Annotated in this window: 23 protein-coding genes and 3 pseudogenes; 20 read left to right on the top strand and 6 right to left on the bottom strand. The window is 59.7% G+C overall.

From position 1 onward, the window contains the following. Nucleotides 1-183 (bottom strand): annotated as a pseudogene (locus tag EV683_RS12250) (IS481 family transposase); the annotation flags it as partial. A gap of 101 nt (nt 184-284) precedes the next feature. Here EV683_RS12250 and EV683_RS12245 point away from each other — a divergent pair. The 17 genes and pseudogenes from EV683_RS12245 to EV683_RS12165 all read left to right on the top strand — a co-directional run. Beyond that, a pseudogene (locus EV683_RS12245) lies at nt 285-518 on the top strand (transposase); the annotation flags it as partial. 80 nt (nt 519-598) lie between these two features. Beyond that, the gene (locus EV683_RS12240; RefSeq protein WP_131862973.1) at nt 599-2,068 is read left to right on the top strand and encodes a lipopolysaccharide biosynthesis protein; all 1,470 of its coding nucleotides are present in this window, start codon (nt 599-601) and stop codon (nt 2,066-2,068) included. A gap of 40 nt (nt 2,069-2,108) precedes the next feature. After that, the gene (locus tag EV683_RS12235) at nt 2,109-3,512 is read left to right on the top strand and encodes a hypothetical protein (RefSeq protein ID WP_165916833.1); all 1,404 of its coding nucleotides are present in this window, start codon (nt 2,109-2,111) and stop codon (nt 3,510-3,512) included. A 241-nt stretch (nt 3,513-3,753) separates the two neighbouring features. Then, complete coding sequence (locus EV683_RS12230) at nt 3,754-4,641, top strand: NAD-dependent epimerase/dehydratase family protein (RefSeq protein ID WP_207910458.1); 888 nt, start codon at nt 3,754-3,756, stop codon at nt 4,639-4,641. Then, complete coding sequence (locus tag EV683_RS12225; protein ID WP_131862971.1) at nt 4,638-5,669, top strand: GDP-mannose 4,6-dehydratase; 1,032 nt, start codon at nt 4,638-4,640, stop codon at nt 5,667-5,669. The genes EV683_RS12230 and EV683_RS12225 overlap by 4 nt, the downstream gene beginning before the upstream one ends. 13 nt (nt 5,670-5,682) lie before the next feature. Next, the gene (locus EV683_RS12220) at nt 5,683-6,714 is read left to right on the top strand and encodes a GHMP family kinase ATP-binding protein (RefSeq protein ID WP_131862970.1); all 1,032 of its coding nucleotides are present in this window, start codon (nt 5,683-5,685) and stop codon (nt 6,712-6,714) included. Continuing rightward, on the top strand, nt 6,711-7,295 hold the full coding sequence (locus EV683_RS12215) for a D-sedoheptulose 7-phosphate isomerase (RefSeq protein WP_131862969.1): 585 nt from the start codon (nt 6,711-6,713) through the stop codon (nt 7,293-7,295). Before EV683_RS12220 ends, EV683_RS12215 begins: the two co-directional genes overlap by 4 nt. After that, nucleotides 7,295-7,984, top strand: coding sequence for a nucleotidyltransferase family protein (locus EV683_RS12210; protein WP_131862968.1), 690 nt, complete (start codon nt 7,295-7,297; stop codon nt 7,982-7,984). Before EV683_RS12215 ends, EV683_RS12210 begins: the two co-directional genes overlap by 1 nt. Beyond that, a complete protein-coding gene (gmhB, locus tag EV683_RS12205; protein WP_131862967.1) occupies nt 7,981-8,541 on the top strand; it encodes a D-glycero-beta-D-manno-heptose 1,7-bisphosphate 7-phosphatase in 561 nt (186 codons plus the stop codon). Before EV683_RS12210 ends, gmhB begins: the two co-directional genes overlap by 4 nt. 24 nt (nt 8,542-8,565) lie before the next feature. Next, nucleotides 8,566-9,528 carry a hypothetical protein gene (locus EV683_RS12200; RefSeq protein ID WP_131862966.1) on the top strand — a complete coding sequence of 321 codons (963 nt, stop codon included), beginning with the start codon at nt 8,566-8,568 and terminating at the stop codon, nt 9,526-9,528. 46 nt (nt 9,529-9,574) lie between these two features. Beyond that, on the top strand, nt 9,575-10,585 hold the full coding sequence (locus tag EV683_RS12195) for a hypothetical protein (RefSeq protein WP_131862965.1): 1,011 nt from the start codon (nt 9,575-9,577) through the stop codon (nt 10,583-10,585). A 10-nt stretch (nt 10,586-10,595) separates the two neighbouring features. Beyond that, complete coding sequence (gene wecB, locus EV683_RS12190) at nt 10,596-11,738, top strand: non-hydrolyzing UDP-N-acetylglucosamine 2-epimerase (RefSeq protein ID WP_131862964.1); 1,143 nt, start codon at nt 10,596-10,598, stop codon at nt 11,736-11,738. Nucleotides 11,739-11,818: 80 nt separating this feature from the next. Continuing rightward, nucleotides 11,819-12,785 (top strand): annotated as a pseudogene (locus tag EV683_RS12185) (IS5 family transposase). 232 nt (nt 12,786-13,017) lie between these two features. After that, the gene (locus EV683_RS12180) at nt 13,018-13,872 is read left to right on the top strand and encodes a dTDP-4-dehydrorhamnose reductase family protein (RefSeq protein WP_131862963.1); all 855 of its coding nucleotides are present in this window, start codon (nt 13,018-13,020) and stop codon (nt 13,870-13,872) included. 21 nt (nt 13,873-13,893) lie between these two features. After that, a complete protein-coding gene (locus EV683_RS12175; protein WP_131862962.1) occupies nt 13,894-14,922 on the top strand; it encodes a polysaccharide biosynthesis protein in 1,029 nt (342 codons plus the stop codon). Between the two features lie 29 nt (nt 14,923-14,951). Beyond that, nucleotides 14,952-16,082 (top strand): non-hydrolyzing UDP-N-acetylglucosamine 2-epimerase, encoded by a 1,131-nt coding sequence (gene wecB / locus EV683_RS12170; protein WP_131862961.1) that lies wholly within the window; start codon nt 14,952-14,954, stop codon nt 16,080-16,082. Between the two features lie 15 nt (nt 16,083-16,097). Then, nucleotides 16,098-17,294 carry a glycosyltransferase family 4 protein gene (locus tag EV683_RS12165; RefSeq protein ID WP_131862960.1) on the top strand — a complete coding sequence of 399 codons (1,197 nt, stop codon included), beginning with the start codon at nt 16,098-16,100 and terminating at the stop codon, nt 17,292-17,294. A gap of 66 nt (nt 17,295-17,360) precedes the next feature. Here EV683_RS12165 and mnmE read toward each other — a convergent pair whose 3' ends face one another. From mnmE to rpmH, 5 genes are all read right to left on the bottom strand, one after another. Continuing rightward, nucleotides 17,361-18,707 (bottom strand): tRNA uridine-5-carboxymethylaminomethyl(34) synthesis GTPase MnmE, encoded by a 1,347-nt coding sequence (mnmE, locus tag EV683_RS12160; protein WP_424948510.1) that lies wholly within the window; start codon nt 18,705-18,707, stop codon nt 17,361-17,363. A gap of 216 nt (nt 18,708-18,923) precedes the next feature. After that, nucleotides 18,924-20,558: a membrane protein insertase YidC gene (gene yidC / locus EV683_RS12155; protein ID WP_066613939.1), complete on the bottom strand. Its 1,635-nt coding sequence runs from the start codon at nt 20,556-20,558 to the stop codon at nt 18,924-18,926. A gap of 17 nt (nt 20,559-20,575) precedes the next feature. Further along, nucleotides 20,576-20,785 carry a membrane protein insertion efficiency factor YidD gene (gene yidD / locus EV683_RS12150; RefSeq protein ID WP_131862958.1) on the bottom strand — a complete coding sequence of 70 codons (210 nt, stop codon included), beginning with the start codon at nt 20,783-20,785 and terminating at the stop codon, nt 20,576-20,578. Next, on the bottom strand, nt 20,761-21,123 hold the full coding sequence (gene rnpA / locus EV683_RS12145; RefSeq protein ID WP_131862957.1) for a ribonuclease P protein component: 363 nt from the start codon (nt 21,121-21,123) through the stop codon (nt 20,761-20,763). Before rnpA ends, yidD begins: the two co-directional genes overlap by 25 nt. Before the next feature lie 3 nt (nt 21,124-21,126). Beyond that, nucleotides 21,127-21,261 (bottom strand): 50S ribosomal protein L34, encoded by a 135-nt coding sequence (gene rpmH, locus EV683_RS12140; protein WP_004283944.1) that lies wholly within the window; start codon nt 21,259-21,261, stop codon nt 21,127-21,129. 297 nt (nt 21,262-21,558) lie between these two features. On the opposite strand from rpmH, the gene dnaA reads away from it, so the two are divergent. The 3 genes from dnaA (at nt 21,559) to gyrB (ending at nt 26,585) form a co-directional block, all read left to right on the top strand. Continuing rightward, nucleotides 21,559-22,950 carry a chromosomal replication initiator protein DnaA gene (gene dnaA, locus EV683_RS12135; RefSeq protein WP_131862956.1) on the top strand — a complete coding sequence of 464 codons (1,392 nt, stop codon included), beginning with the start codon at nt 21,559-21,561 and terminating at the stop codon, nt 22,948-22,950. Between the two features lie 51 nt (nt 22,951-23,001). Beyond that, nucleotides 23,002-24,108 (top strand): DNA polymerase III subunit beta, encoded by a 1,107-nt coding sequence (dnaN, locus tag EV683_RS12130; protein ID WP_066613943.1) that lies wholly within the window; start codon nt 23,002-23,004, stop codon nt 24,106-24,108. Between the two features lie 80 nt (nt 24,109-24,188). Further along, nucleotides 24,189-26,585, top strand: a complete 2,397-nt coding sequence (gene gyrB / locus EV683_RS12125; protein WP_131862955.1) for a DNA topoisomerase (ATP-hydrolyzing) subunit B — start codon at nt 24,189-24,191, stop codon at nt 26,583-26,585. Nucleotides 26,586-26,877: the final 292 nt, after the last annotated feature.

Below are 26,877 nucleotides of genomic sequence, written 5' to 3'. Positions count from 1 at the left end.
GGTTTGCAAGCGATGCGCGGTGTGCGAGCGATCCTCGACGCTGTCGCGATGCTTCCATTTGCGGATGGTATCGACGGTGACGTTGTAACGCGCAGCCAGTTCGACCAGCGTACCGGTAGCCTGGCGGATTTCCGCACGGATGGCCGGCGTGGTGCGGGCCTGCTGGTGAAGCTTGACGATCATCGGGACTCAGCCTGTAGCGTTTGCAGAAGCTTACCCAAACCCTCGCGGGCAAGGGTCAGTTTCCCGATGCGTTTGCATAGATGATCGTCCGGGATGCGACACCGCCGGCGATTCGCAAGGTCATCTACACAACCAACGCCATCGAGTCGGTGAACATGAGCTTGCGGAAATTGACCAAGAACCGGGGCTCGTTTCCGAGCGACGAGTCCTTGCTGAAGCTCTTCTACCTGGCACTGCGCAACATCAGCAAAAAATGGACCATGCCCATCCGGGATTGGAAGGCGGCCCTCACTCGCTTTACCATCCAGTTCGGGGAGCGGATTTCCCAAAACTGAGTTCAACCCCGTTTACACAAAAATTCGGACACGCCCGGAACTCACCCCACCCAGAATTACTCAACAAAGCCGCTGAAATCATGATTAGCAATAGCAACTTCTACAATAAGGTAACGATCAACACGTTGATCGCGGTATTCTCGACTGGGGTATCGATTTTTCTGGCCACCGCGATCGTGCCAGTGATCGTGTTTTCGCTGGGCACGGAGAACTGGGCGCGTTACGCCTTCTTCCTATTGTACGTGGCGGCGCTCCAGTGTGTGGAAGCTGCCTTGCAAGGCTATACGCTGCAGATGAAAGCAATTGCCAATTCGACCGGTGCCAGCTACGAATGGCGGCACGATCGTACCCTGCGAGCAGGCATGCTATGGCTTGCGCTCGCCGCGAGCCTTGCCGTTGCTGCCAACTACGCGTTCGAGGCTATCAGCGATGGCGACATGCGTGTGCTGATTAGCCTTGCGGTCGTAAATGTGTTTCCGCGCGCTTTCTGCGCGGTATTAAAAGGCAACATGCTGGGGCAGCAAAGTCAGACGCAATACTACTTCGTAACTACTGTTTTCAATGTCGGGCGTCCGTTGTTCCTGCTGCTCTGCCTGTGGGTGGCCGGAGTCCGTTCAGTGGTTACGCTGGCCCTGCTGTATGTATTGTTCAGCCTTTTCGAACTGATCGTACTATGGTGTCTGATCGGGAAGGTGCGTGCCGGGCAAGGTGTGCATGCACAGCAGGCCACTTGCGAACGCCAACTGCTGCCCGCGCTTATTGCCGCCAACCTGATGTCAACACTGTCGACCAATTTTGACAAGATTCTCGCATACGGCGCACTGAATTTGCGGATGCTAGGCGAGTACACCTTCGCGGCACAGATCGCTGCACTGCTGAACCTGTTCGTGAATTCGGCGGTGGCCGCTTTCAGTCCCCGTTTCCGCGAGCTTTACATTCAGCGCGACTACGAGCAGATCCGCCGCGTCTTCATGCTGCTTTCAGCCCTCAACAATTTCTTGGTCTTGGCTGCCGCAGTGCTGTTTCTGACAAACGGCGAATTTTTTCTCAGCGTGTTCAAGGGACTCATTGGCCGCGAAGCTTTGCTCGGCACTTTTGCGATCCTGGCGGGGGCGACCTTAGTCAGCAGCAACTTGTGGTTCCCGGGCGCCATCGCTACTTCCACAGGCAAGCCGCATTTCAGTGTGTTCACCAATATAGGGTTTATGGCAGGTTACCTGTGCTCGTTCCTCGTACTGCGCAACCGTTTTGGCGATTCCGTATTCGCCTTGTCGATGTTGTGTTCGGCAGTGGTGACCACAACAGCCGGGCTTGTGTATTTCAAGCTACACGTGCTGGACTTCAGCCTGTCTAGATATGGCTTGGTCGCGATGGCTTTGCCAGTACTGATTGTAGGCGTTACCTATGTCCTTCCAGCACTACTCATCAAGAACCATTTCAGTGGCGTGCTGCCGGGTCTGGCGTTCGCAGCTGCGTGGCTGGGTGCGCTGTTACCGGTGGCTTTCCACGGGCGGCATCTTCTTACGCCAGGACGGCAGCATGCCAATTAAATGCAGTCGGGTACTATCCCCTCACGCTATGAGAAGCGGTATGATGGCCTCGGCGGCTTTGTCTGAGCGCAGCGAGGAATACCGACGGACTCAGGTTGTGCCCTATCTGGTCACGGCGGTAGTGCATCTGGTCTCAAGCCTACCGGGGCTGAGCCCACTGTACCTAGTGTTCTCGCTGGTCGGCTTCCTATATTGGACGGTTAAGAAAAAGGACGAGCTTGCACTGTTGGTATTGCTGCTCGGTTCGTCGTTCTCCTATACCAGCTTAAATGTCTGGAACAACGGCGTAGTTCCAGGATTGCCGTTCCTGTTGCTGGGGGTATCGTTGCTGGTGACCCAGGTGCGGATTACGATGGCCGGCGTGGTAATCACGGCGTTATGCATCGTCGGGTTGTTCGCTCTCAGTGTGGGCAACGTATTCGAGGTCGGCATATCGCCCGTTATCGTCGATCTGCTGGTAATCGCGTCAGTCCCGTTGGCGGCGCTCCGTTTCCGCAAATTGTCTGAGCATCAGTTCTTTCTGGTATTATCGGCCTGCGCGCTGATTACGTTGGCAAAGATAAGCATTTTTGCTTTCGGAGGCATCGAAAACCCGAAGCTGTCGACCTACACAGAAGCGAAATTCCTAGACACTTTAGACGAGTTGACTGGTTTTTTCCTGGTGTTCGCACTGCTGTTGATGTCCGCACCGAACCGCTTGCGCTGGGTGATCATCGGCCTCTTCGGCGCTCTGGTATTTCATTACATCAGTTCGGATTACTGGCTCGGTTACTACGGTATCGGCTCACAGACATTGCTTGCAATATTCGTCTTTTTCATTTTTCTGTTAGTCCGCTTTCCGGTCGGCCTTGTCGCCATTGCAGGTGTAATGGTGTTTCTTATTCATCTTATGACGGCGCCTTTGGACGGTGCGGGCGACCTGAAGCTGCAGCAGCTGCTGTCGGTGCTAGATATCTTAGCGGGATCCAACATAGCCTTGCTGCCGCACAGCGTTCACGTTCGCGTGGCAGAAATAACAACTTTTTTTGACAGCGCCTGGTGGCATCAAGTGTTCGGTGGCGGGCTGGGTGGCTATATCAACCTGTCCGATGACTTTCCCAATTATTTGGGGCCGGACGACTATAGCGAGCAGCAAATCAATTCCGGAAAGATCACCACTCCCCATAACTTGGGTTACTTGATGATCAAGTTCGGCTATTCTGGCTTGGCACTGGCACTGGCGTTCCTAGTCTGGATCTATCGTCCGGCGCGGCGAATGACTGCGCTAAAATTTGCGTTATATATGACATTTGGCGTGTTTCTAATCCTCAACCTTGGCTACACGCTGAAGATTTCTTTCTTGCTCGGGGTGCTGTGGGTTGTGATCCGCAATTGCTACTGGCTTGAGAGGGTAAAGCTGCCACAGCCGGATGTAGACGAAAGCACAAGCAGGAGGAAAATTTGAATATAATGATTACCGGTATCGGTAGTATGGTCGGTACGCACATGACCGATTACCTGTACGAATGTGGGGGCCGCCCGGTCGGTCTGTACTTTAACTCGACAGCCCCCTTGTTTGATGTCGATCGGAACTGCCTGGGCGTAATTCACCGTTTAGCGGTGCAGAGCTACCCTGCAGCCTTGTGGCTGTGCCCGGCGGATACACTCGACATCAACCTAGTCGGTACCGTCAACGTGTGCGAGGTATGTCAGTGATGGTGGCCAGCAGATATATCGTAATTGGTGGCCATGGTTACCTTGGTGCCAAACTATACGCCTCGATTCCCGATGGAATCATCGGCTTGCGTACCGCATCGTCGCCGTCCGAAGGATTTCTTCGCTTGCGTCTCGAAGTCCGACAGGATGGCGCCGATCTGCCGATTAATGATGGTGATGTTGTCTTCTTAACTGCTGCCATTTCGGCACCAGATATCTGTGTCCGTGAGCACGACCGAGCATGGGCTGTAAACGTCACTGGTACAACAGAGCTCATAGAGAATGTGATTGCGCGTGGTGGCCGAGTAATTTTTTTCTCCAGCGACACAATCTATGGAGAGCATGTAGATGAATTCGAAGAGCGAGCCAGTTGCAATCCTGCCGGTGAATATGCAGTAATGAAGTATGAGGTTGAGCAACGTTTTGCCGGGAACCCTTCGTTTAAAGCGATTCGTCTTTCTTACGTGTATTCTCGCGAAGACAAGTTCAGTCGCTACCTAGCCGGGTGCGCGGAGCGAAACGAGGAAGCCGACCTGTTTCATCCGTTTTTTCGCGCTATCGTCCATAGGGATGACGTCGTCACTGGCGCATTGAAGCTAGCTGAGCGTTGGGATGAGATGCCCGAGCAGGTCATTAACTTCGGCGGCCCGAAAGTGATTTCAAGAATCGATTTTGCCGAATGCCTTCGCGAAGCTTACCTTCATGATCTGCGCTTCAAAGTAACGGAGCCTGGCCCCGATTTTTTCAAAAACCGACCTCGCGTCATTTCTATGATATCACCAGTTTTTGCCAGATTACTTGGGCGGCCCCCGCGCACACTTTGTGAGGCGGCTCGCCTAGAGTCTGCATCGTTTTCCAATTCTGAGAGAGTTTTATGACTAAAAGGATATTGATAACCGGGATTACAGGCCAAGTAGGCTCGCAGCTTGCCGATTATGTACTCGAACGCACATCGTACGACGTCGTCGGCATGATGCGATGGCAGGAACCGATGGATAACCTCTATCATCTGACTGACCGGATAAATCGCAAGGATCGCATCAGCCTGCACTACGCCGACTTGAATGACTACTCTGCTCTTGCGCGCATGCTTAAATCCACCCGACCGAATTACATCTCGCACTTGGCCGCGCAGTCGTACCCGAAGACATCATTTGATATTCCGATCGAGACACTACAGACCAACATCATCGGAACAGCCAATCTGCTTGAGGCCGTCCGCCAACAGAAGGAATCCGACGGCTATGACCCGGTCGTCCATATCTGCTCTTCGAGCGAAGTCTATGGGCGCGCCAAGCCCGGTATTCCGCTTGCGGAAGACACGCCCTTTCATGGTGCAAGCCCGTACAGCATTAGCAAGATCGGCACCGATTATCTGGGCCGCTTCTATGGCGAGGCGTACGGCCTACGTACTTTCGTGACCCGTATGGGCACGCACTCCGGCCCGCGACGGAGCGACGTGTTCTTCGAGAGCACCGTGGCGAAACAGATTGCGCTGATCGAGGCCGGCTACCAGGCGCCGGAGATTCGCGTCGGCAATCTCTCCAGCACTCGGACTTTTCAGGATGCGCGAGATGCCGTCCGGGCCTACTTCCTTTTGCTGGAAGCGAGCGCCCAGGGCAAGATCTCCTGTGGCGACTATTTCAACATCGCCGGCGAAGAGGCTTTCCAGCTGCCGGAAGTGATCGAGATTCTGCTTGGATTCAGCCGTCGCACTGACATCAAGGTCGTGACCGATCAAGACCGCCTGCGGCCGATCGATGCCGACTATCAGATGTTCGACAACACGAAGATTCGTGCGGCGATCGATTGGAGGCCAGAGATTCCTGCAAGAAAGATGTTTGAAGACCTGCTGAACCACTGGCGAAATGAAATCGCCAAGGGTCGCATTCCCTTGAATCGCTGATCGGGGAGATGCGATGCCCATTTTCCGCTCCCGCGCACCACTGCGCCTCGGACTGGCCGGTGGCGGCACTGACGTTTCGCCGTATTGCGACATGTATGGTGGCTATGTGCTGAATGCGGCCATTGACCGCTACGCCTATGCCGTGATCAAGACACTGGATGAGCCGGTGGTCCGCTTCATCGCCACCGACCAGCGTGTCGAGACGGTTGTACCGGTGCAAACGACCTTGCCGCTCGATGGTAAGCTCGATTTGCACAAGGCGGTGTACAACCACATCGTTCAAAATTTCAATGCCAGCAAGCCAATTCCGCTGGAATTGAGCACGTTCTGCGACGCCCCTGCTGGATCCGGGTTGGGTTCTTCCTCCACGCTGGTGGTGGCGATGATCCGCGCCTTCGCGGAACTGCTGAACTTGCCGCTGGACGACTACACCATCGCCCACATGGCCCATCAGATCGAGCGGGTGGACTGCGGGCTCCAAGGGGGCCGGCAGGATCAGTATTCGGCGACATTCGGCGGCTTCAACTTCATGGAGTTCTATAACGACGAGCGTGCCGTCATCAATCCGCTGCGCATCAAGAACTGGATTGTTTGCGAACTGGAGTCGTCTTTGGTGCTTTACTTCACCGGCGTTTCGCGAGAATCGGCGCACATCATCGCCGATCAGAGCAGCAATGTGAAATCCGGCGCTACAGATGCGTTGGAGGCGATGCATGGTATCAAGCGCGAGGCATTGGCGATGAAGGAATGTTTGTTGCGTGGGGACTTTGAGGGCCTAGTTGAGTCCATGCGCTTGGGCTGGGAAAATAAGAAACGCTCAGCCAAGACAGTATCTAATCCGCAAATCGATGCCATCTACGATGCAACCGTTCAGGCGGGAGCCTTGGCAGGGAAAGTTTCCGGTGCAGGGGGCGGCGGCTTCATGTGGTTCTTTGTGCCAGCAGAGAAGCGCATGGACGTGATCCGTACCCTGAATGGCTTTGGTGGGCAGGTGAGCAACTGCCACTTTACTAAATATGGCTCGCAAGCCTGGAGAATTGCATGAGAAGTTATATCACATCCCAGATTCAAGAAGCCCAACGGGTCATGTCAGCCATGTTAGCGGACGACACGCTGCTGGCACGCGTGGAGGCGGCTGCCGAGGCGTGTATTCATGCCATGAAGAGCGGCAACAAAATATTACTAGCCGGTAATGGCGGCAGCGCAGCGGACGCCCAGCACATTGCAGGTGAACTGGTGAGCCGTTTTGCCTTCGACCGCCCTGGCCTTCCGGCGGTCGCGCTAACCACCGATACCTCAATTTTGACCGCGATTGGCAACGACTACGGCTACGAGCGCCTGTTCGCGCGCCAGATCCAGTCGCACGCTCAGAAAGGCGATGTTTTCATCGCCTACTCGACGTCCGGCAAGTCGCCCAATATCCTGCTGGCGCTCCGAGAAGCGCGCGAGCGTGGCCTAGTATGCATTGGCCTGACGGGCAACCGCGGAGGACCGATGCCGGAACTGTGCGACCACATCCTGGAAGTGCCATCGGCCGATACGCCCAAGATCCAGGAGGGTCACCTCGTGCTGGGCCACACCCTGTGCGGGATGATCGAGAACGTCATCTTCGGAGCTACGGTTTGATGGAGGCAATCGTCTTAGCAGGAGGCAGGGGCACGCGCTTGCGTACAGTCGTGTCCGATTTACCCAAGCCAATGGCGCCGGTTGCGGGCCGGCCTTTCCTCGAGCTGCTACTACGTTCGCTGGCGGCTAAGGAATTTTCGCGCGTAATCCTTTCGACCGGATACATGGCCGAGAAGATATCCGGCTATTTCGGCTGCTGTTTTGCAGGCATTGAGCTCGACTACTCGGTGGAGAGCGAGCCACTTGGAACTGGGGGCGCAGTGTCCCAGGCGGCCCGGCTGGTGCGCGAAGATCATTTCTTCGTATTCAACGGCGATACCTTCCTCGACCTGGACGCGCGCGCCGTCGACGCCATGTGGCAGCGCGCGCGGGAGCCAGTGATTGTCGCGCGCGAGGTGGAGGATACTGAGCGCTACGGCCGTTTGGAAGCCGACCAGGGGCATGTGGTTCGTTTTGCTGAGAAGGACCTGGCCGGGCCGGGGCTAATCAACGCCGGATGTTACGTCTTTCACGCCGACCAGTTCGCAGGTGTCGAGCCTGGGGCGCGATTCTCGCTGGAGACCGATTTCCTCGCACCGCTGGTCGAGCGCGCGGCAGTCGCGCTGCACGTGGCAAGCGGCTTGTTCATCGACATTGGGGTTCCCAGTGATTACGCGCGGGCACAGCACCTACTGGCTGGGCTTGCATGATGCGCCGCGCCTTGTTTCTTGACCGGGACGGCGTGATTAATATCGATCACGCCTATGTCCATAAGCAGGAGTCCTTCGAATTCATCGACGGGATTTTCGAGCTTGCCAGGAAAGCGCGTGAATTCGGCTACCTCGTGATCGTGGTGACTAACCAGGCCGGGATTGGCCGCGGTTATTACAGCGAGGACGAGTTCCTGGTGCTGACGGAATGGATGAAAGCCCAGTTCGCAGCGCGCGGCGCGGACATCGACGCCGTTTACTTCTGTCCGGATCATCCGCTGCATGGCGTGGGCCGCTACCTGAGGGACAGCACGATGCGAAAGCCGGCCCCCGGGATGCTGTTGCAGGCGCGAGAAGAGTTCGGTATCGACATGTCTCTTTCTGTCATGGTGGGTGACAAGCGGACTGACATGCAGGCGGGTGCTGCGGCCGGTGTCGGCACGCTGCTATGGCTCAATCCGGATGAAGAAGGAGGTCCCGGAGAGCCGGTGTTCTCCCTGCAGCAAGTGGCGCACCGCTTGTCTCCCGCGCAAAGCCGCCCGGCGTCCTTGGCGTAACGAACGTACAGCGTGAATAATTTCATGAGCGATAACAAAGTTCTATTCGTAGACCTGCTGTACAGCGAACACGGTTCGTATGACGACGACTTCGAAGCAATTCGCCAGGCTTTGCCTGGGGTAGAGTGCGATTATCTGAAGTGCGATGTGCGTGATGGCATGGGTAGCGTGCTGCGCGCGCTGCGTAGTGCGTTGTTGTTCCGTTACGCCAAAGTGGTATTCCTTTCAGCCAAAGTCAACCAGCTTGCCATGCTGGCGCCCTTGGCTTTGTTGCGCAAGACTTATGCGATCTACCACTTCATGCCCAATTCACGGGTGCGCCTGCACTCGCGCCTGCTGCCAGTGTTATCCAAGTGCTTCCGCTTTGCGACCTATGCCGATGCCGTGTCGGACCTTTTCGGCAGTGTCGCCGGCGCCCGGCCGCCAGCACTCCCATCGCGTATCGTCGATAAGGCCGAAAGCGAGCGACTCCTACGCGAGAAGTTTTCTGGTGGGGCGGCGCTGCGGGTGCTGGTTCCCGGAGTGCGCCCTAGAGTACGCAAGTTCATAGACCCGCAGCGGCTGCTCGCGCAGCTGCAGCAGGCGACCGGCGCCCGCGAAATCCGCCTGTTCATTCAAGGCGAGCCCGTCGACGCCTTTGTCGATCATCCGAGCATCGAGATCGAGTTCGTCCGCAAAGGCATCCCAAAGGATGAATACGATGCACTGTATCGTAGCTGCCATGTGATCGCAGTCGAATTTGACGACAGCTACGAGGTACGCGCGTCCGGCGTGATCCTTGATGCAGCCGCGTCCGGCTGCCTGGTTCTGACCACCGAGCATGCTATTAACCACGGTTACGGCTTCCCCGATTCGATCCTTTGCGACATTGAACGCATCGGCGCGCTGATTGACCGGATCCGCTCGGGCGAGCCCTTGCAGCCGCTTGTCCCGGGCGTAGGAGTCAAGGAATTCAGCCAGCGCTGGCGCACATTTTTGAGCATCTAGGCATCTTTGATGCGCTGCCCCACGCCGTCTACTTAAGTACCTTTACATGTATATCCACGTACTATCGCCGTATCGTCGCCAATTTGCATACCCGTCGTTCTGGAAGTTGCTGGACCAGCTGTCGGCCGCGCATACAGTCCACAACCCGATCGACGCGGTGCGCGCAGGCTGGCTGCAGCGTGCATACGACACCAAGCTGAAACACCTGCTGCCCCTGCTGTTTTCTCTGTGGGCTGCGATCAGGGCGCGTAAGGCGCCAGACGCGATCATTACGTTCGGCTCCTACCAAGTACCGTTCGTGTTCCTTTTGCGGCTTATATTCCCGGGCGCTCACCTGATCACCTACCAGCCCGAGCTGTTCGAGTTCGACTCGGGCCTGCTGACCAAGGCGTTTCGCGTCTCGGCGCATCGCTACGACTTGTTTCTGGATGTCGAGCCGATGCGGCTGAAGCTGCGCAAGCGCTATTTCCCCAGAATGCGCGCCATGCATGCAGTAGTGCTGCCGAACTTCGACCATAAAGTGGAAGCCGAACAAGAGCGTGCCAAATCGCGGCGCGTGGTCTACGCTGGCGTGATCGACAGCGAAGTAAGCCTAGTGCGCATGTGCGCCCAGTTCAAGATCGGTACCGCCGACCTTGACTGTTATGTCACCAAATACTTGGACCAGCAGCCGCCGCAGGTTTTCAACTCGCTGCAACCGCGTCCGTTCCAGCAGATCGCCGAGCAGGGTTACGGGTATGGCTTGATCTGCTACCCATTCACCAATGGCGCTCGCGGCTCGCTGAACAACAAGTATTGCGCGCCTTCCAAGCTGTTTTCCTACTTGGCTTGGGGCATCGTCCCCGTTCACTACGGCCACCCTACCTTAAAGCGCTTTGTCAAAGCTGGCATATCGACCGATCGTGCGTTGGACCATGATGCCCCGGTAGCCGTGCAGGGGGCAAAGGTGCAGGCGCTGTTCCAGCAGATGGAAACTCAAATCGCCATCGCCACCGAGACCATCGCTGCCACCATAAGCCAATCCGCCACGGTCGTGCGCGCCGTGACAAAAATATGAACAGGGATTTATGAAAGTACTCACCGTTTTCGGAACCAGGCCTGAAGCCATCAAGATGGCTCCGCTGGTCCATGCACTGAACGACAGTCGGGATTTCGAATCGGCTGTGTGCGTGACTGCGCAGCACCGCCACATGCTGGACCAGGTGCTGGCCACCTTTGGCATCGTGCCCGACTACGACCTCGACCTGATGCGCCCGAACCAGAATCTGAACAGCCTTACTTCGGCCGTTCTGACGGAATTGCCCGCCGTGTTCAGCGCCAGCAAACCGGACGTGGTGCTGGTGCATGGCGACACCACCACGGCGTTTGCCGCATCCGTGGCCAGTTTCTACGCAAGTATTCCTGTCGGGCACGTGGAAGCGGGACTACGGTCATTCAATCTTTCCGCACCGTTTCCGGAAGAATTCAACCGCAAGGTCGCGAGCATCGTGGCTCAGTGGCATTTCGCGCCAACGCTGACCAGCCGCAAGAATCTGTTGAAAGAAGGCGTGCGTCCGGAATTGATCAGCGTGACTGGCAACACGGTGATCGACGCGCTCTTGTTGTCGCTCGAGCGCATCGAGCGCGACGCGAAGCGCCGCGCTGGCATCGTTGCGACACTCGATGCCCGGCTCGATTTCGACTGGCGGACCAAGCGCTTCGTGCTTGTCACTGGCCATCGCCGGGAAAATTTCGGCGAGGGCTTCCTCGACATCTGCCGCGCGCTGGGCGAACTGGCCCGCATGCACCCGGATGTGCATTTCGTCTATCCGGTCCACCTCAACCCGAGCGTTCGCGAGCCTGTGTTCCGCCTGCTCAGCGGCGTGCCAAATATTGCTCTGATCGAGCCAGTGGACTATGAGCCATTCATTTATCTCCTCAAGCATTGCCACGTAGTGCTGACCGACAGCGGAGGCATCCAGGAGGAGGCCCCGAGCCTTGGCAAGCCAGTTTTGGTGATGCGCGACGTGACCGAACGGCCCGAAGCGGTCGAGGCCGGTACCGTGCGGCTTGTCGGCTCCAGCGCCAGCCGTATCGTCCCGGCGCTGTCGGCCCTGCTGTCAGACGGCGCACTGTACGAGCAGATGTCCCGCGCGCACAACCCCTACGGTGACGGCAAGGCGTGCCGCCGCATCCTGCAAGCATTGCTCGCGGGGACCGCCAAGCCTTAGAGTCGCTAAGGAAGGTCTGAACAAGTCCTGCTCTACCGGGTAAACTGACTCCAATCAAACAGCATGTTCCGGACTCCACCATGCGCCAGCAAATGACCTTCACCGACCTCGAGCAGACTGCCAAGAAAAAGCAGACCCGCCGGGAAATCTTTCTGGCCGAGATGGAGCAGGTCATGCCGTGGACGGAACTGGAGGCAGTGATCGAGCCGGTTTACCCCAAGGCCGACCACGGACGTCGCCCTTATCCTTTGTCTTCCATGCTGCGCATCCACTGCCTGCAGCAGTGGTATGGCCTGTCCGACCTGGCGATGGGAGAAAGCTTGTACGAAATCGCCCCCATGCGGCGCTTCGCCGGCGTTGGCATCGACGCCATTCCCGACGAAACCACGCTGCTCAACTTCCGTCATTTGCTGGAGAAGCACCAATTGGCCCGCGCGCTGTTCGACGCCATCCACCGGTACCTCTCCGCCAAAGGTCTGCTGCTCAGGCAAGGCACCATCGTCGATGCCACCTTGATTCACGCCCCCAGCTCAACCAAGAACGCCAAAGGGGGGGCGCGATCCCGACATGCACCAGACCAAGAAGGGCAATCAGTGGTACTTCGGCATGAAAGCCCATATCGGCGTCGACGCCCAGTCCGGCCTGGTGCACCACGTCGCGGGAACGGCCGCCAACGTGGCGGATATTGTCATAGTCGACCAACTGTTGCATGGCGAAGAAAGCGATGTGTTTGGCGATGCCGGTTTCACCGGCATTCACAAACAGGCAGAGCCTCAACAGCGCTCGGTGAACTGGTAGGTCGCGATGCGACCGGGTCAACGCAAGGCATTGACGGATTCGCCCGATGATCGTTGGGCCGAGCAGGTGGAAACAGTCAAAGCCAAAATCCGGGCGAAAGTGGAACACCCATTCCGGGTGATTAAACGGCAGTTCGGCCATGTCAAGGTTCGCTACCAAGGTCTGGCCAAAAATACCGCGCAGCTGTTCACGCTGCTTGCCTTGGCCAATATCTGGATGGCCTGCAAGCGGCTGGCCAATCTGGCCTGAACAGCGCTGGCCGGTCTGCCCCGGCCCCGTCGCCGTGTCGGACAGGCAGGTCGCGGCAGCGGTGGCTGAACAGCGACCAAGCTCCCGGGTAGCTGATCAGTGAAAAGCGGACTTGTTCAGACCTTCCCTAACAAAACCTAATTTCCCCGCGAGCCGGTGCATGCCGGATCAAGACCTTACGGTTGCTCGATTGAGGTTTTGTTAGCAGCTCTTAATCAACCAGGAAAAAATCATGCGAGTACTTATTCTTGGAGCAACGGGAATGTTGGGCAGCACGTTGCTACGGCTGTTCCATGTGCATCCCGGCATAGAAGTGTTTGGCACGGTTCGCTCGCCATCGGCAAGAGAACTGCTGCCGCATGAGGTCCACGCTCAACTGGTGATCGGCGTCGATGTGGAGAACAACGAGCATCTGTTGCGCCTGATGGCGAGGGTGCGCCCGGATGCCGTCGTGAATTGCATCGGGCTGGTCAAACAGTTGTCGGAATCGGAATTGCCTCTGGCCGCCATTCCGATCAACGCGCTGTTACCACATCGGCTGGCCGAAATCTGTGGCTTATTTGGCGCCCGGCTCATACATATCAGTACCGATTGCGTTTTTTCCGGAAGAAAAGGTCTGTATACCGAAACCGATTTTGCGGACGCAGACGACCTTTATGGCAGAAGCAAGTATCTGGGCGAGGTTGATTACCCGCATGCAGTTACTTTGCGCACATCGATTATTGGGCATGAATTGAACGGTAGCCGCAGCCTGGTGTGCTGGTTTCTCGCGCAGCACGGGCAGGTTTCCGGTTTCAGACGCGCCACCTTCTCGGGACTGCCTACCGTGGAGCTAGGACGAGTCATATTGGAGCACGTTCTTCCAAATACAGACTTGCATGGCCTGTATCACGTGTCGGCAGAGCCGATCAACAAATTCGACTTATTGGCACTAATAGCGCAGCACTATGGGAAAAATATTAATATTATCCCCGAAGACGATTTTTTCATTGACCGCTCACTGGATTCCAGTCGCTTCAGGCAAGCTACTGGCTTCCAGCCAAAAGCATGGGATCAACTGGTCCAATCAATGAAAGAATTTGGTTAAAGTTGGGAAAAGGAAATTAGTGTGTTCGAAAACAAAATTTTACTAATCACTGGCGGAACTGGTTCATTTGGCAATGCTGTATTGCGGCGCTTCCTGAATTCTGATTTGAGCGAAATTCGCATCCTGAGTCGAGATGAAAAGAAACAGGATGACATGCGCAAGAAGTTTAATAATCCGAAATTGAAATTTTACATTGGGGATGTAAGAGATTATCGGTCTGTCTTGAGTGCCGTAAGAGGGGTCGACTTTATTTACCACGCTGCGGCCTTGAAACAAGTGCCTTCTTGTGAATTTCACCCAATGGAAGCTGTAAAAACCAATATATTGGGTACGGAAAATGTGCTTGAGGCGGCCATCAACTGCGGGGTAAAGCGCGTGGTCTGCTTAAGCACGGACAAGGCGGTATATCCCATCAATGCAATGGGAATCAGCAAGGCGATGATGGAAAAGGTTGTCGTTGCAAAATCTCGCTCATCTGCGGCCACCATCATCTGTGCAACCAGATACGGAAATGTAATGGCATCGCGTGGATCCGTTATTCCGCTGTTTACTAATCAAATCCGAGCAGGCCAGCCTCTAACTATTACCGATCCGAACATGACTCGTTTCATGATGACTTTGGATGATGCAGTGGATCTAGTGCTGTACGCATTCGAGCATGGAAAACCTGGTGAAATATTCGTACAAAAGGCACCCGCTGCAACGATTGAAACCCTCGCCAAGGCTCTGACAGGTCTGCTGGGGGCGTCCGATCATCCGATTAATGTTATTGGCACCCGTCATGGTGAGAAGTTATACGAGGCACTGCTTAGCCGAGAAGAAATGTTTGCCGCTGAGGACCTGGGAGGATACTACCGCGTACCACCAGATTTACGCGACTTGAACTACGGGAAATACGTCGAGCAGGGTGAGGTTAAGATCTCCGAGGCCATAGATTATAACTCTCACAACGCCACTCGACTCGACGTTAATGGCATGTGCGATTTGCTGATGAAGTTACGATTCATTCAGGCGCTTGTCAAAGGCGAAAATATTGAGCCAGAAGAATAAATCCATCAAGTGAAACCTGAATCTTCGCTATGAAAAAACTCAAAGTAATGACGGTGGTGGGTACGCGCCCGGAAATCATCCGGCTTTCCCGCGTCATGGCAAAATTGGATCAATTTTGTGATCACGTTATCGTGCACACAGGTCAGAATTACGACTACGAACTAAATCAAATTTTTTTTGATGATTTAGGGATAAGGAGCCCGGATCATTTTTTAAATGCTGCGGGGTCAAGTGCTGCCGAAACCATCGGAAACGTGATCGGAAATATCGATAAATTTCTTGTCAAGGAAAAGCCGGATGCATTGCTTGTGCTTGGGGATACCAATAGCTGTCTGTCAGTGATTCCAGCCAAACGTCGAAAGGTTCCAATTTTCCACATGGAAGCGGGGAACCGTTGCTTCGACATGCGGGTGCCGGAGGAAACCAACCGACGAATTGTGGACCACACGTCCGACGTCAACCTGACGTACAGCGACATTGCTCGCGAATGCCTCTTACGTGAAGGTTTGCCCCCAGACCTGATTATCAAGACAGGTAGCCCAATGGCTGAAGTCCTCGACCACTACCGAGACAGCATTGACCGGTCTGTTGCATTAGAACACCTGGGCCTTGAGTCGGGAAAATATTTCTTGGTCAGCTCGCATCGTGAAGAGAATGTCGACTCTGAAGTCAACTTCTCACGTCTGGTACATTTGCTGAACGCAGTGGCGAAGCATTATCAGTTGCCTGTCATCGTTTCAACCCATCCACGTACCCAAAAGCGCGTTCAGGCAATGGGCGTGACCTTTCACGAAAAGGTCAAACTCATGAAGCCCCTTGGCTTTACCGACTACGTCAGCCTGCAGCGCTCGGCAAAAGCTGTGCTGTCCGACAGCGGTACCATCAGTGAGGAATCTTCTATCCTGAATTTCCCCGCACTGAACTTGCGCGAAACACAGGAACGGCATGAAGCTTTCGAGGAGGCTTCAGTCATGATGGTCGGCCTAGATGTTGATCGGGTCATGCAGGGGCTTTCCATTCTCGAAACCCAACCTCGCGGGAAATCCAGGTTACTGCGCCAAGTGGCCGACTACAGCATGCCCAACGTCAGTGACAAAGTGGTGCGCATTATTCACAGCTATACGGACTATGTGAACCGTGTGGTGTGGAAGAAGTATTGAGCGGGTGCCTGATTGATGCGTCTTGTGCTGATTGCTGATACCTTCCCCCCTTTGCGCACGTCGGGTGCGGTGCAACTGCGCGATCTGTCGCGTGAATTTGCTAGGCAGGGCCATACCTTGACCGTGCTGTTGCCGAATGCTGACCAGCGTGAGCTGTGGAAACTGGAAGAGGTGGACGGGGTGCAAGTGGCCCGTTTGCGCGCCCCGCGTACCAAAGACATTGGCTATGTGCGCCGCACGCTGGGCGAGTGCCTGATGCCTTACGCCATGCTGAGGGCGTATTGCCAGAGTCCCTTGGCTGACGAGAGGTGGGGGGGCGTGATTTGGTATGCGCCTTCCATCTTTCATGGACCGCTGGCCCAGGCATTAAAACGACGGAGCGGCTGTAAGGGTTACCTGATCGTCCGCGATATCTTCCCGGAGTGGGCGGTGGACATGGGATTGATGGGCCGCGGCCTGCCTTACCGCTTTTTCGATGCAGTGGCGCGTTACCAGTACTCGGTGGCTGACACGATTGGCGTGCAGACGCCGGGTAACGAGGCGTATTTCATGCGCTGGAAGCAAGGCCTTGGACGCAAGCTGGAGGTGCTGCAAAACTGGCTGGACAAGCCCGCGCAGCGGCCTTGCTCCATCCGCATAGTCGATACGCCGCTGGCTGGACGAAAGGTCTTTGTGTATGCCGGCAACATGGGGGTGGCGCAGGGCATGGACATTGTGCTGGACTTGGCCGAGCGTTTTGCAGGGCGGCAGGATGTGGGCTTTGTGCTGGTTGGGCGTGGGCGCGATGCCAAACGCCTTGCGTCATCGGCTCAGAATCGAGGCCTGAACAACGTCTTGTTCTTTGACGAGATCGATCCAGATGAGATTCCTGATCTATACGCCCAGTGCAGCGTGGGCATCGTGGCGCTGGACCCGCGTCACAAGTCGCACAACATCCCTGGTAAGTTCCTGACCTACATGCAAAGCGGCTTACCGGTGTTGGCCAATGTGAATGCAGGCAACGACCTTGCCGACTTGATTCGTCGCGAGCAGATAGGGCGAGCTTGCGAGACGAACGACGTGAATGCGCTGGAAGCACTGGCTCTGGACCTGCTGGCACAGGTTGATCGCGATGCTGAGTTGCCCCAACGGTGCAAGCAGCTGTTCGAACGGCAGTTCTCCGTTGCGCAGGCCGTGCGGCAGATTGTGGCTGCCCTTGAGCAGGATGCATGACGGTATGAGCGCCCGCGTGTTGATTTGAGGTTTTTCGGGGTCTGGCGAACGTCTGCGGAAGTGAAATTATTTCCCGATACAGAACCTCGAAAAAATCACCCCCAGCAAATCGTCCGGCGTGAATTCGCCGGTGATCTCCGACAGCGCCGACTGCGCCATGCGCAGCTCCTCGGCCATCAGTTCGATCTGCTGGTAGGCGGCCTCGGCCGCGTCGAGGTGGGCGCGGGCGCGGCGTAGCGCGTCCAGGTGCCGCTCGCGCGCGAGGTACAGCCCTTCTTCGGCGCCGTGCCAGCCGATCGCCTGCAACAGCAGCGCGCGCAGTTCCGGCACGCCCGCCATCGTTCTGGCCGACAGGCGCACCGCCGGGCCGTTTTCCTCTTCGATCTGGCCGGCGGCTTCGCCGGAGAGGTCGACCTTGTTGTACACCGTGACGCGCGGCAGTGCCGGCGGCAGGCGCTCGAGCAGCGCCTCGACCGAGGCGGTGACGCCGCTGCGGCTGTCGACCAGCACCAGCGCGAGGTCGGCCTTGCCGACCGCCGCCCAAGTGCGCTCGATGCCGATCTTCTCGACCACGTCTTCCGTTTCCCTCAGCCCCGCGGTGTCGATCACGTGCACCGGCACGCCGTCGATCAGGATCTCCTCGCGCACCGTGTCGCGCGTGGTGCCGGCGATGTCGGTGACGATGGCGATCTCGTCGCCGGCCAGCGCGTTCATCAGACTCGATTTGCCGACGTTCGGCTCGCCGACCAGCACCACGTGCATGCCTTCGCGCAGGATCGCGCCCTGGCGCGCGTGGCCGAGCACGGCGTCGAGTTCGGCCCGGATGCGGTTGAGCTGGCCGCGCGCGTCGGCGGCCTCGAGGAAGTCGACGTCCTCCTCGGGGAAGTCGAGCGTCGCCTCGGTCAGCATCCTGAGCGTGATCAGGTGGTCGACCAGCTGGTGGATGTCGTGCGAGAACGCGCCCTTGAGCGACTTGAGCGCGCTTTTTGCCGCCGTGGCGCTTGAGGCGTCGATCAGGTCGGCGACGCTTTCGGCCTGCGCGAGGTCGAGCTTGTCGTTGAGGAAGGCGCGCTTGGTGAATTCGCCGGGCTCGGCCAAGCGCGCGCCCAGCTCGACGCAGCGCGACAGCAGCATCTGCATCACCACCGGGCCGCCGTGGCCCTGCAGTTCGAGCACGTCCTCGCCGGTGAAGCTGTTCGGGCCGGGGAAGTACAGCATGAGGCCGTTGTCGATCGGCTCGCCCGCCGCGTCGTAGAAGTCGGTGTAGGTCGCGTAGCGGGCTTTCGGCGTCTTGCCGCCGGAAATCGCCTGGGCGAACGGCAGCAGGGCGCGGCCGGAAACGCGGATGACGCCGACGCCGCCGCGACCGGGGGCGGTGGCGACGGCGGCGATGGTGGATTCGGGGTAGCGCAGCGGATTCATGCGCCAAGTATACCGCGCGGCATGAGGCCGGGGTTGGCCGAGCCCGGTGGGCGGTGGCCGGCGGCGCCGACGGGAGCCCGAACCGGCCGGTGTCGCGGCTTGCACCGGCGCCGGCTGGCCATTGCGCGTTGACGTTGGCCGAGCCCGGTGCGGCGCAAACAAAAACGCCCGTCGCGGGGACGGGCGTTTTCAGGGGAGCGGGGCCGCTCAGCTTTGCAGCGCGGCCTTGCGGGCCTGCTCGATCGAGCGGTTGACGTACCATTGCTGCGCGATCGACAGGATGTTGTTGACCAGCCAGTACAGCACCAGGCCCGACGCGAAGAAGAAGAACATCACCGAGAAGGCGATCGGCATGATCTTCATCATCTTCGCCTGCACCGGGTCGGCCGGCGGCGGGTTGAGGAAGGTCTGCAGGTACATGGTGACCGCCATCAGCGTCGGCAGCACGTAGTACGGGTCCGGGCGCGCGAGGTCGGTGATCCACAGCACCCACGGCGCCTGGCGCAGTTCGACCGACGCCAGCAGCGCCCAATAGAGGCCGATGAAGACCGGGATCTGCACCAGGATCGGCAGGCAGCCGCCGAGCGGGTTGATCTTTTCGGTCTTGTACATCTCCATCATCGCCTGTTGCATCTTCATGCGGTCGTCGCCGAACTGTTCCTTCAGGCGTTCCAGACGCGGCGCGAGCGCCTTCATCTTGGCCATCGAGCGGTAGGACGCGGCGTTGAGCGGGTAGAACACCGCCTTGACCAGCACGGTCAGCAGCACGATCGCCCAGCCCCAGTTGCCGACCAGCGCGTGCAGCTTGGTCAGCAGCCAGAACAGCGGCGAGGCGAAGATATGCACCCAGCCGTAGTCCTTGGTCAGCTCCAGGCCTTCGGCGGTCTTGACCAGGGTGTTGTACTCCTCGGGGCCGGCGTACAGCGGCACGGAAAGGCTCTTCGCGGCACCCGGCGCGATCGCCGGCAGGTCGACCAGCGTGGCGGCCGAGTACAGGCCGCCGTTTTCCTTCAGCTCGAAGCGGCAGGCCTTGTCGTTGGCGCACACGCTGGCGCCGCCTTCGGGCTTGAGCAGCCAGGCCGACACGAAGTAGTGCTGCACCATCGCCACCCAGCCGTTGTCGGCGTGCCGTGCGTAGTTGCCTTTGCCCTGGGCGACGTCCTCGAAGCTGACCTTCTGGAACTTGCCCTCGGCGGTGTAGACGGCCGGGCCGGTGAAGGTATGGGTCAGGCGGCTCTCGCCTTCCGGGACCTGGCCGTCGCGCAGCAGGCGGTAGTAGGCGGTCGCCGTCAGCGGCTTGCCGCTACCGTTGACAATGTCGTAGCGCACGTCGATGCGGTAGCTGCCCTTCTTGAAGACGTAGACCTTGGACACCTTGACGCCGCCCGCCTCCGGCGCGGTCAGGCGCACCTCGAGCGTGTCGCCGTTCAGCGTGTAGGCGCTCTTCTCGGCGCTGAACACGGTCTTGTGCGTCGGCAGCGCCGCCTCGGCGCCCGACATCAGCCCGGTCTGCGCGACGTAGACGCGGCCGCCCTTGTCGGTGAACAGCTCGAACGGCTTCTTCTCGTCGGTGGCCGAGTCGAAGGCCTTGAGCGTCAGCTGGCGCAGGTCGCCGCCGACGGTGTCGATCTCGGCGTCGATCAGGTCGGTGGACACCTTGATGCGCTGGCCGCTGCTGAGGCGGGCGGCGTCACCGCCCGGCGTCGCGGTCGCGGCCGGCGCGGTGGTCGGCGCGGTCTGCGTGGCCGCTACCGGCGGCGCCTTGGGCGCGAAGTAGTGGTCCCACAGCAGCAGGATGCCGAGGGATAGCGCGATGAAAAGAATGAGACGCTTGGAATCCATCTTCGTTAACCGGAAAGTTAGGGGACCGGGTCGTAGCCGCTGCCACCCCAGGGGTGACAGCGCGTCAGCCGCCGGATGGCCAGATAGCCGCCCTTGAGGGCGCCGTGTCGCCTGACCGCCTCGATCGCGTAGCTCGAACAGGTCGGCGCGAAGCGACACCGCGGCGCCAGCCACGGGCTGATCGCCACCTGGTAGAAACGGATCAAGAGGATGAGCAAGCGCGACATCGGGCTAGTTTAGCAAACAGCGCGGACAATGCCGTGACGGCGTCGTTGCGATTGTCGCGGCCGAATGCCAGCCGGGCGCGCACCACGAAGTCGCACGCCGGCAGTTCGGCCTGGTTGAGGCGGAACCATTCGCGCACGGTGCGCTTGATGTAGTTGCGGCGCACCGCCCGCTTGGCGACCTTCTTGCCGACCACCAGACCGAGCCGGGCGTGGCCCAGCGTGTTGGGGGCGGCGTAGACCTGGAAGAAGAGATTGCTGCGCGCGCCGCGCAAACGAAAAACGGATGAGAACTCATCCGTTTTCAGAAGCCGGTGCACTCGGCGGAAGCGGTAAGCCAAGGCTTACACGGCCAGGCGCTTGCGGCCCTTGGCGCGACGGGCGGCCAGAACGGCGCGGCCACCGCGGGTTTTGGAGCGCACGAGGAAGCCGTGGGTGCGCTTGCGACGGGTGACGGACGGCTGGTAAGTACGTTTCATGATTCGATTTCCTATTCCGGATGGGAAATAAACCCGTGATTACACAGGCAAAGTTGTCGGCTGTCAACCTGAATCGGGGGGCGCCGCCGCGCGGCGGGCGCCGTCTGTGGATAACTTGGCACAAACCCTGTAAAATGCGCGGGTTAACCACCCGCTTATCCGACGCGGTCGCCCGCCGGCTCCCCTGCCGCCGCGGCGCGGCCGGTCCGCCCTGCCGCCGTTCCGGCCCGCAGCGTCCCGAAGGGCGCGCGGGCCGGAGCCGCCGGGGCGAGCCTTTCTTCACGTTTTTGGGTACCGATGACCGATCGCGATCAATTCTGGCCGGCGTGCCTGGCACGCCTGGCCGGTGAGCTTTCCTCGCAGCAGTTCAATACCTGGATCAAGCCCTTGACGGCCGAGGCCGGCGAGGACGCGCTCGTGCTGTTCGCGCCCAACCGCTTCATCCTGCAGTTCATCAAGGACCGCTTCCTCGCCCGTATCGAGGAGCTGGCGGTCGAGCTGGTCGGCGAGTTGCCGATCGAGTTGCGCGTCGGCGCGCCGGGCAAGGCGCCGGCCGCGCCGGCGACGCCGCCGGCCCCCCGTCCGGCCGCCAGCGCCGCCGCCGGCAGCGCGATGCAGGCGCAGGCCAAGCAGGCGGCGGTCAAGGCGATCGGCGCCGGCCACGAGAGCACGCGGCTGAACCCGGCGTTCACCTTCGAGAGCCTGGTCACCGGCAAGGGCAACCAGCTGGCGCGCGCCGCCGCGCTGCAGATCGCCGAGAACCCGGGCGACGCGGCGTACAACCCGCTGTTCGTCTACGGCGGGGTGGGCCTCGGCAAGACCCACTTGATCCAGGCGATCGGCAACCATGTCTACCAGAAGAACCCGGCGGCCAAGATCCGCTACATCCACGCCGAACGCTACGTCGCCGACATCATGCGCGCCTACCAGCACAAGGCCTTCGACGAGTTCAAGCGCTACTACCACTCGCTCGACCTGCTGCTGATCGACGACATCCAGTTCTTCGCCGGCAAGAACCGCACGATGGAGGAGTTCTTCTACGCCTTCAACGCGCTCTTGGAGGGCGGCAAGCAGGTGATCATGACATGCGACACCTTCCCGCGCCACATCGAGGGCATGGACGAGCGGCTGATCTCGCGCTTCTCGTGGGGGCTGACGGTCGAGATCCAACCGCCCGAGCTCGAGATGCGCGTCGCGATCCTGATGAAGAAGGCCGAGGCCGACAACCTCAAGCTCGAGCACAACGTCGCCTTCTTCATCGCGCAGAACGTGCGCTCCAACGTGCGCGAGCTCGAGGGCGCGCTCAAGCGCGTGGTCGCCTACTCGCGCTTCTCCAACCAGCCGATCACGCTCGAGCTGGTCAAGGAAGCGCTCAAGGACATCCTCGCCGCCGGCAACCGCCAGGTCACCGTCGACGCGATCCAGAAGACGGTCGCCGAGTTCTACAAGATCAAGCTGTCGGACATGCACAGCAAGAAGCGTTCGCGCGACATCGCGCGCCCGCGCCAGATCGCGATGGCGCTGGCCAAGGAGCTGACGCCCTTGAGCCTGCCCAATATCGGCGACGCCTTCGGCGGCCGCGACCATACCACGGTGCTGCACGCGTGCAAGACCATCGCCGAGCTGCGCGGCAATGACGCGGATATGGCCAACGATTACGATACCCTTTTGCAGATGCTGCGTAACTGATCCAACCTGCCGGGCGGCCCGCCGGCCGTCCCGTCCCCGGGAGTTTTGAGCATGTTGATTTTGCAAGCCGAACGCGATGCCCTGCTGAAACCGCTGTTGGCGGTGACCGGCATCGTCGAGCGTCGCCACACCTTGCCCATCCTGTCGAATGTGCTCATCGAGAAGAAGGGCGGCGAGGTCGGCTTCCTCGCCACCGATCTGGAGATCCAGATCACCACGGCCAGCCCCGAGGCGCTGCCGGGCGAGGACTTCCGCCTGACCACCTCGGCCAAGAAGTTCGCCGACATCCTGCGCGCGATGCCGGCCGCCTCGACCGTCACGCTCGAGAAGGACGACGGCCGCCTGACGCTGAAGGCCGGCAAGAGCCGCTTCAACCTGCAGACGCTGCCGGCCGACGACTTCCCGCTCTTGTCGGCCAACGGCGCGGCGACCGCCGCCTTCCGCCTCGCGCAGAAGGACCTCAAGCGGCTGTTGTCGCAGGTGCAGTACGCGATGGCGGTGCAGGACATCCGCTACTACCTGAACGGCCTGTTGCTGCAGACCGACGGCGATACCGTGCGCCTGGTGTCGACCGACGGCCACCGGCTGGCGCTCGCGTCGGCCAAGCTCGACGCCGCGCTGCCGCGCGCCGAGGTGATCCTGCCCCGCAAGACCATCCTCGAACTCTACAAGCTGTTGGCCGATTCGGACGACGGCATCGACATCGAGCTGCTGGCCAGCCAGGTGCGCTTCTCGTTCGGCAGCACGGTGATCATCAGCAAGGTGGTCGACGGCAAGTTCCCCGACTTCAACCGCGTGATCCCGCTCGACAACGACAAGATCTTCCTGATCGACCGCGTCACGCTGCTGCAAGCGCTGCAGCGCGCCGCCATCCTCGCCAACGAGAAGTTCCGCGGCGTGCGCCTCGTGGTCGCGCCGGGGCGGATGTCGATCCTGTGTACCAACAGCGAGCAGGAGGAAGCCGAGGAAGAGCTGGAGATCGCCTACCAGGGCGGCGCGCTCGAGATCGGCTTCAACATCAACTACCTGCTGGACGTGCTGACCAACGTGCCGGCCGAGACGCTGCAGCTGGCGTTCGGCGACGCGAACCGCTCGGCCTTGTTCACCATCCCGGACAATCCCGACTTCAAGTACATCGTGATGCCGATGCGCATCTAGTCGGCCTCGGCCAACCTTGGGCACGCGCCAAGGTTGGCCGAACCCGACCCGACCGACGTGCAATCAGCAAGAGAAGGTTTATGAGCGAACAGCAGCAGGAATACGGCGCCGACAGCATCAAGGTCCTCAAGGGCCTCGACGCGGTCCGCAAGCGCCCGGGCATGTACATCGGCGATACGCAGGACGGTACCGGCCTGCACCACATGGTGTTCGAGGTGCTCGACAACGCGATCGACGAGGCGCTGGCCGGCCACGCCGACACCATCCGCGTCACCATCAACCCGGACAACTCGATCTCGGTCGAGGACAACGGTCGCGGCATCCCGACCGACATCCACCCGGAAGAGGGCCGTTCCGCCGCCGAAGTGATCATGACCATCCTGCACGCCGGCGGGAAGTTCGACTCCAACAGCTACAAGATCTCCGGCGGCCTGCACGGCGTCGGCGTGTCGGTGGTCAACGCGCTGTCCGACTGGCTGCGCCTGAAGATCTGGCGCGACGGCAAGGTGCACGAGATGGAGTTCCGCCGCGGCGACGCGGTCGCGCCCTTGACCGTCACCGGCCATACCAGCCACCGCGGCACCGAGGTGACCTTCCTCGCCAGCGAGGAAACCTTCGGGCGCGTCGAGTACCACTTCGACATCCTCGCCAAGCGCATCCGCGAGCTGTCGTTCCTGAACCAGGGTGTCGCGATCACGCTGATCGACAAGCGCGTCGGCCGCGAGGAGAACTTCGCGTTCTCCGGCGGCGTCGCCGGCTTCGTCGAGTACATGAACCGCAACAAGAGCGTGCTGCACCCCAAGGTGTTCTACGCGATCGGCGAGAGGGACGGCATGACCGCCGAGGTGGCGATGCAGTGGAACGACTCGTATCAGGAGTCGGTGCAGTGCTTCACCAACAACATCCCGCAGCGCGACGGCGGCAGCCACCTGACCGCGCTGCGCCAGGTGATGACGCGCACGCTGAACCAGTACATCGAGGAGTCGGAAGTCGCCAAGAAGGCCAAGGTCGACACCTCCGGCGACGACATGCGCGAGGGCCTGACCTGCGTGCTGTCGGTCAAGCTGCCCGACCCGAAATTCTCCAGCCAGACCAAGGATAAATTGGTCTCCAGCGAGATCGGCCCGGTGGTCAACGAGGTGGTCGGCGAGGCGCTGAGGAACTTCCTGCTCGAGAACCCGAACGACGCCAAGATCATCACCGGCAAGATCGTCGAGGCCGCGCGCGCGCGCGAGGCGGCGCGCAAGGCGCGCGAGATCACCCGCCGCAAGGGCGTGATGGACGGCCTCGGCCTGCCCGGCAAGCTGGCCGACTGCCAGGAAAAGGACCCGGCGCGCTCCGAGCTCTACCTGGTCGAGGGCGACTCCGCCGGCGGCTCGGCCAAGCAGGGCCGCGACCGCAAGTTCCAGGCCATCCTGCCCTTGAAGGGCAAGATCCTCAACGTCGAGCGCGCGCGCTTCGACAAGATGCTCGCCAGCCAGGAAGTCGCCACGCTGATCACCGCGCTCGGCTGCGGCATCGGCAAGGACGAGTACAGCCCGGACAAGCTGCGCTACCACCGCATCATCATCATGACCGACGCCGACGTCGACGGCGCGCACATCCGCACGCTGCTGCTGACCTTCTTCTACCGCCAGATGCCCGAGCTGGTCGAGCGCGGCCACATCTACATCGCGCAGCCGCCGCTGTACAAGCTCAAGCACGGCAAGACCGAGCAGTACCTGAAGGACGACTTCGAGCTCAACCAGTACCTGTTGAAGCTGGCGCTGGACAAGTCCGAGCTGGTGCCGGGCGAGGGCGCCGAGCCGCTGTCGGGCGAAACCTTGGCCGAGGTCGCGCGCCAGTACCTGCTGGCGCGCGCGGTGGTCGAGCGCGAGAGCCGCGTGGTTGACCCGGTGATCCTGAACGCGATGCTGGCGCTGGACGCGCTGTCGCTCGACACCGAGGGCGCCGCCAACGCGACGCTGGCGACGCTGAGCGCCGTGCTCGACGACCCGGCGATCAGCCTGACGCTGGTGCACGACGAGAAGAACGACGGCCACCTGCTGCGCATCAGCCGTCGCGTGCTCGGCAACGTGATGACCACCTACCTCGACCAGGATTTCCTCGAATCCGGCGACTACCAGACGCTGGTGAAGACCGCCGCCCTGCTCAAGGGCCTGCTCGGCGCCGGCGCCTTCGTCCGTCGCGGCGAAACCGTGCGGCCGGTCGCCGACTTCGGCGAGGCGCTCGACTGGATGTTGGCCGAGGTCAAGAAGAACACCAATATCCAGCGCTACAAGGGTCTCGGCGAGATGAACCCGGAGCAGCTGTGGGAAACCACCATGGACCCGACCGTGCGCCGCCTGTTGAAGGTGAAGATCGAGGACGCGATGGCCGCCGACGACGTGTTCACCACGCTGATGGGCGACAACGTCGAACCGCGCCGCGCCTTCATCGAGAGCAACGCGCTGATCGCGCGGAACATCGATGTGTGATGTTGTCGATTGGAAGGCGCCTTGCATTACAAAGATGCGCCAGCGCGTGAAAAGTGGTCTGTTCCGTGTCCAGGGCTAATCATAGAAACCCTTACGATCTATATGATTGTTGTACAATGTGACACTTGAATATTGCCCTGACAGGGGCTTGAGGGAGACTGTGCTATGAAACGTATCGCGACTCTGGCCTTGCTGGCCATGTTTGCTTCGAGCGGCGCGCTGGCCGCGCCTGGTGCTGGTACTGGCGCCACTGGTACTGGCGCCACTGGTACTGGCGCCACTGGTGCAGGCA

The sequence above is a fragment of the Crenobacter luteus genome (assembly GCF_004345725.1).
GTDB lineage: Bacteria > Pseudomonadota > Gammaproteobacteria > Burkholderiales > Chromobacteriaceae > Crenobacter > Crenobacter luteus.
Note: the sequence above shows the minus strand (reverse complement) of the source record. Positions and strands in the feature narration are given on the sequence as shown.

What these genes read in the sequence shown, in the direction of transcription:
- EV683_RS12240 (WP_131862973.1), top strand. Translation starts at nt 599, where the DNA reads ATGATTAGCAATAGCAACTTCTACAATAAGGTAACGATCAACACGTTG.
- EV683_RS12235 (WP_165916833.1), top strand. Translation starts at nt 2,109, where the DNA reads ATGATGGCCTCGGCGGCTTTGTCTGAGCGCAGCGAGGAATACCGACGG.
- EV683_RS12230 (WP_207910458.1), top strand. Translation starts at nt 3,754, where the DNA reads ATGTCAGTGATGGTGGCCAGCAGATATATCGTAATTGGTGGCCATGGT.
- EV683_RS12225 (WP_131862971.1), top strand. Translation starts at nt 4,638, where the DNA reads ATGACTAAAAGGATATTGATAACCGGGATTACAGGCCAAGTAGGCTCG.
- EV683_RS12220 (WP_131862970.1), top strand. Translation starts at nt 5,683, where the DNA reads ATGCCCATTTTCCGCTCCCGCGCACCACTGCGCCTCGGACTGGCCGGT.
- EV683_RS12215 (WP_131862969.1), top strand. Translation starts at nt 6,711, where the DNA reads ATGAGAAGTTATATCACATCCCAGATTCAAGAAGCCCAACGGGTCATG.
- EV683_RS12210 (WP_131862968.1), top strand. Translation starts at nt 7,295, where the DNA reads ATGGAGGCAATCGTCTTAGCAGGAGGCAGGGGCACGCGCTTGCGTACA.
- gmhB (WP_131862967.1), top strand. Translation starts at nt 7,981, where the DNA reads ATGATGCGCCGCGCCTTGTTTCTTGACCGGGACGGCGTGATTAATATC.
- EV683_RS12200 (WP_131862966.1), top strand. Translation starts at nt 8,566, where the DNA reads ATGAGCGATAACAAAGTTCTATTCGTAGACCTGCTGTACAGCGAACAC.
- EV683_RS12195 (WP_131862965.1), top strand. Translation starts at nt 9,575, where the DNA reads ATGTATATCCACGTACTATCGCCGTATCGTCGCCAATTTGCATACCCG.
- wecB (WP_131862964.1), top strand. Translation starts at nt 10,596, where the DNA reads ATGAAAGTACTCACCGTTTTCGGAACCAGGCCTGAAGCCATCAAGATG.
- EV683_RS12180 (WP_131862963.1), top strand. Translation starts at nt 13,018, where the DNA reads ATGCGAGTACTTATTCTTGGAGCAACGGGAATGTTGGGCAGCACGTTG.
- wecB (WP_131862961.1), top strand. Translation starts at nt 14,952, where the DNA reads ATGAAAAAACTCAAAGTAATGACGGTGGTGGGTACGCGCCCGGAAATC.
- EV683_RS12165 (WP_131862960.1), top strand. Translation starts at nt 16,098, where the DNA reads ATGCGTCTTGTGCTGATTGCTGATACCTTCCCCCCTTTGCGCACGTCG.
- yidC (WP_066613939.1), bottom strand. Translation starts at nt 20,558, where the DNA reads ATGGATTCCAAGCGTCTCATTCTTTTCATCGCGCTATCCCTCGGCATC.
- yidD (WP_131862958.1), bottom strand. Translation starts at nt 20,785, where the DNA reads ATGTCGCGCTTGCTCATCCTCTTGATCCGTTTCTACCAGGTGGCGATC.
- rpmH (WP_004283944.1), bottom strand. Translation starts at nt 21,261, where the DNA reads ATGAAACGTACTTACCAGCCGTCCGTCACCCGTCGCAAGCGCACCCAC.
- dnaA (WP_131862956.1), top strand. Translation starts at nt 21,559, where the DNA reads ATGACCGATCGCGATCAATTCTGGCCGGCGTGCCTGGCACGCCTGGCC.
- dnaN (WP_066613943.1), top strand. Translation starts at nt 23,002, where the DNA reads ATGTTGATTTTGCAAGCCGAACGCGATGCCCTGCTGAAACCGCTGTTG.
- gyrB (WP_131862955.1), top strand. Translation starts at nt 24,189, where the DNA reads ATGAGCGAACAGCAGCAGGAATACGGCGCCGACAGCATCAAGGTCCTC.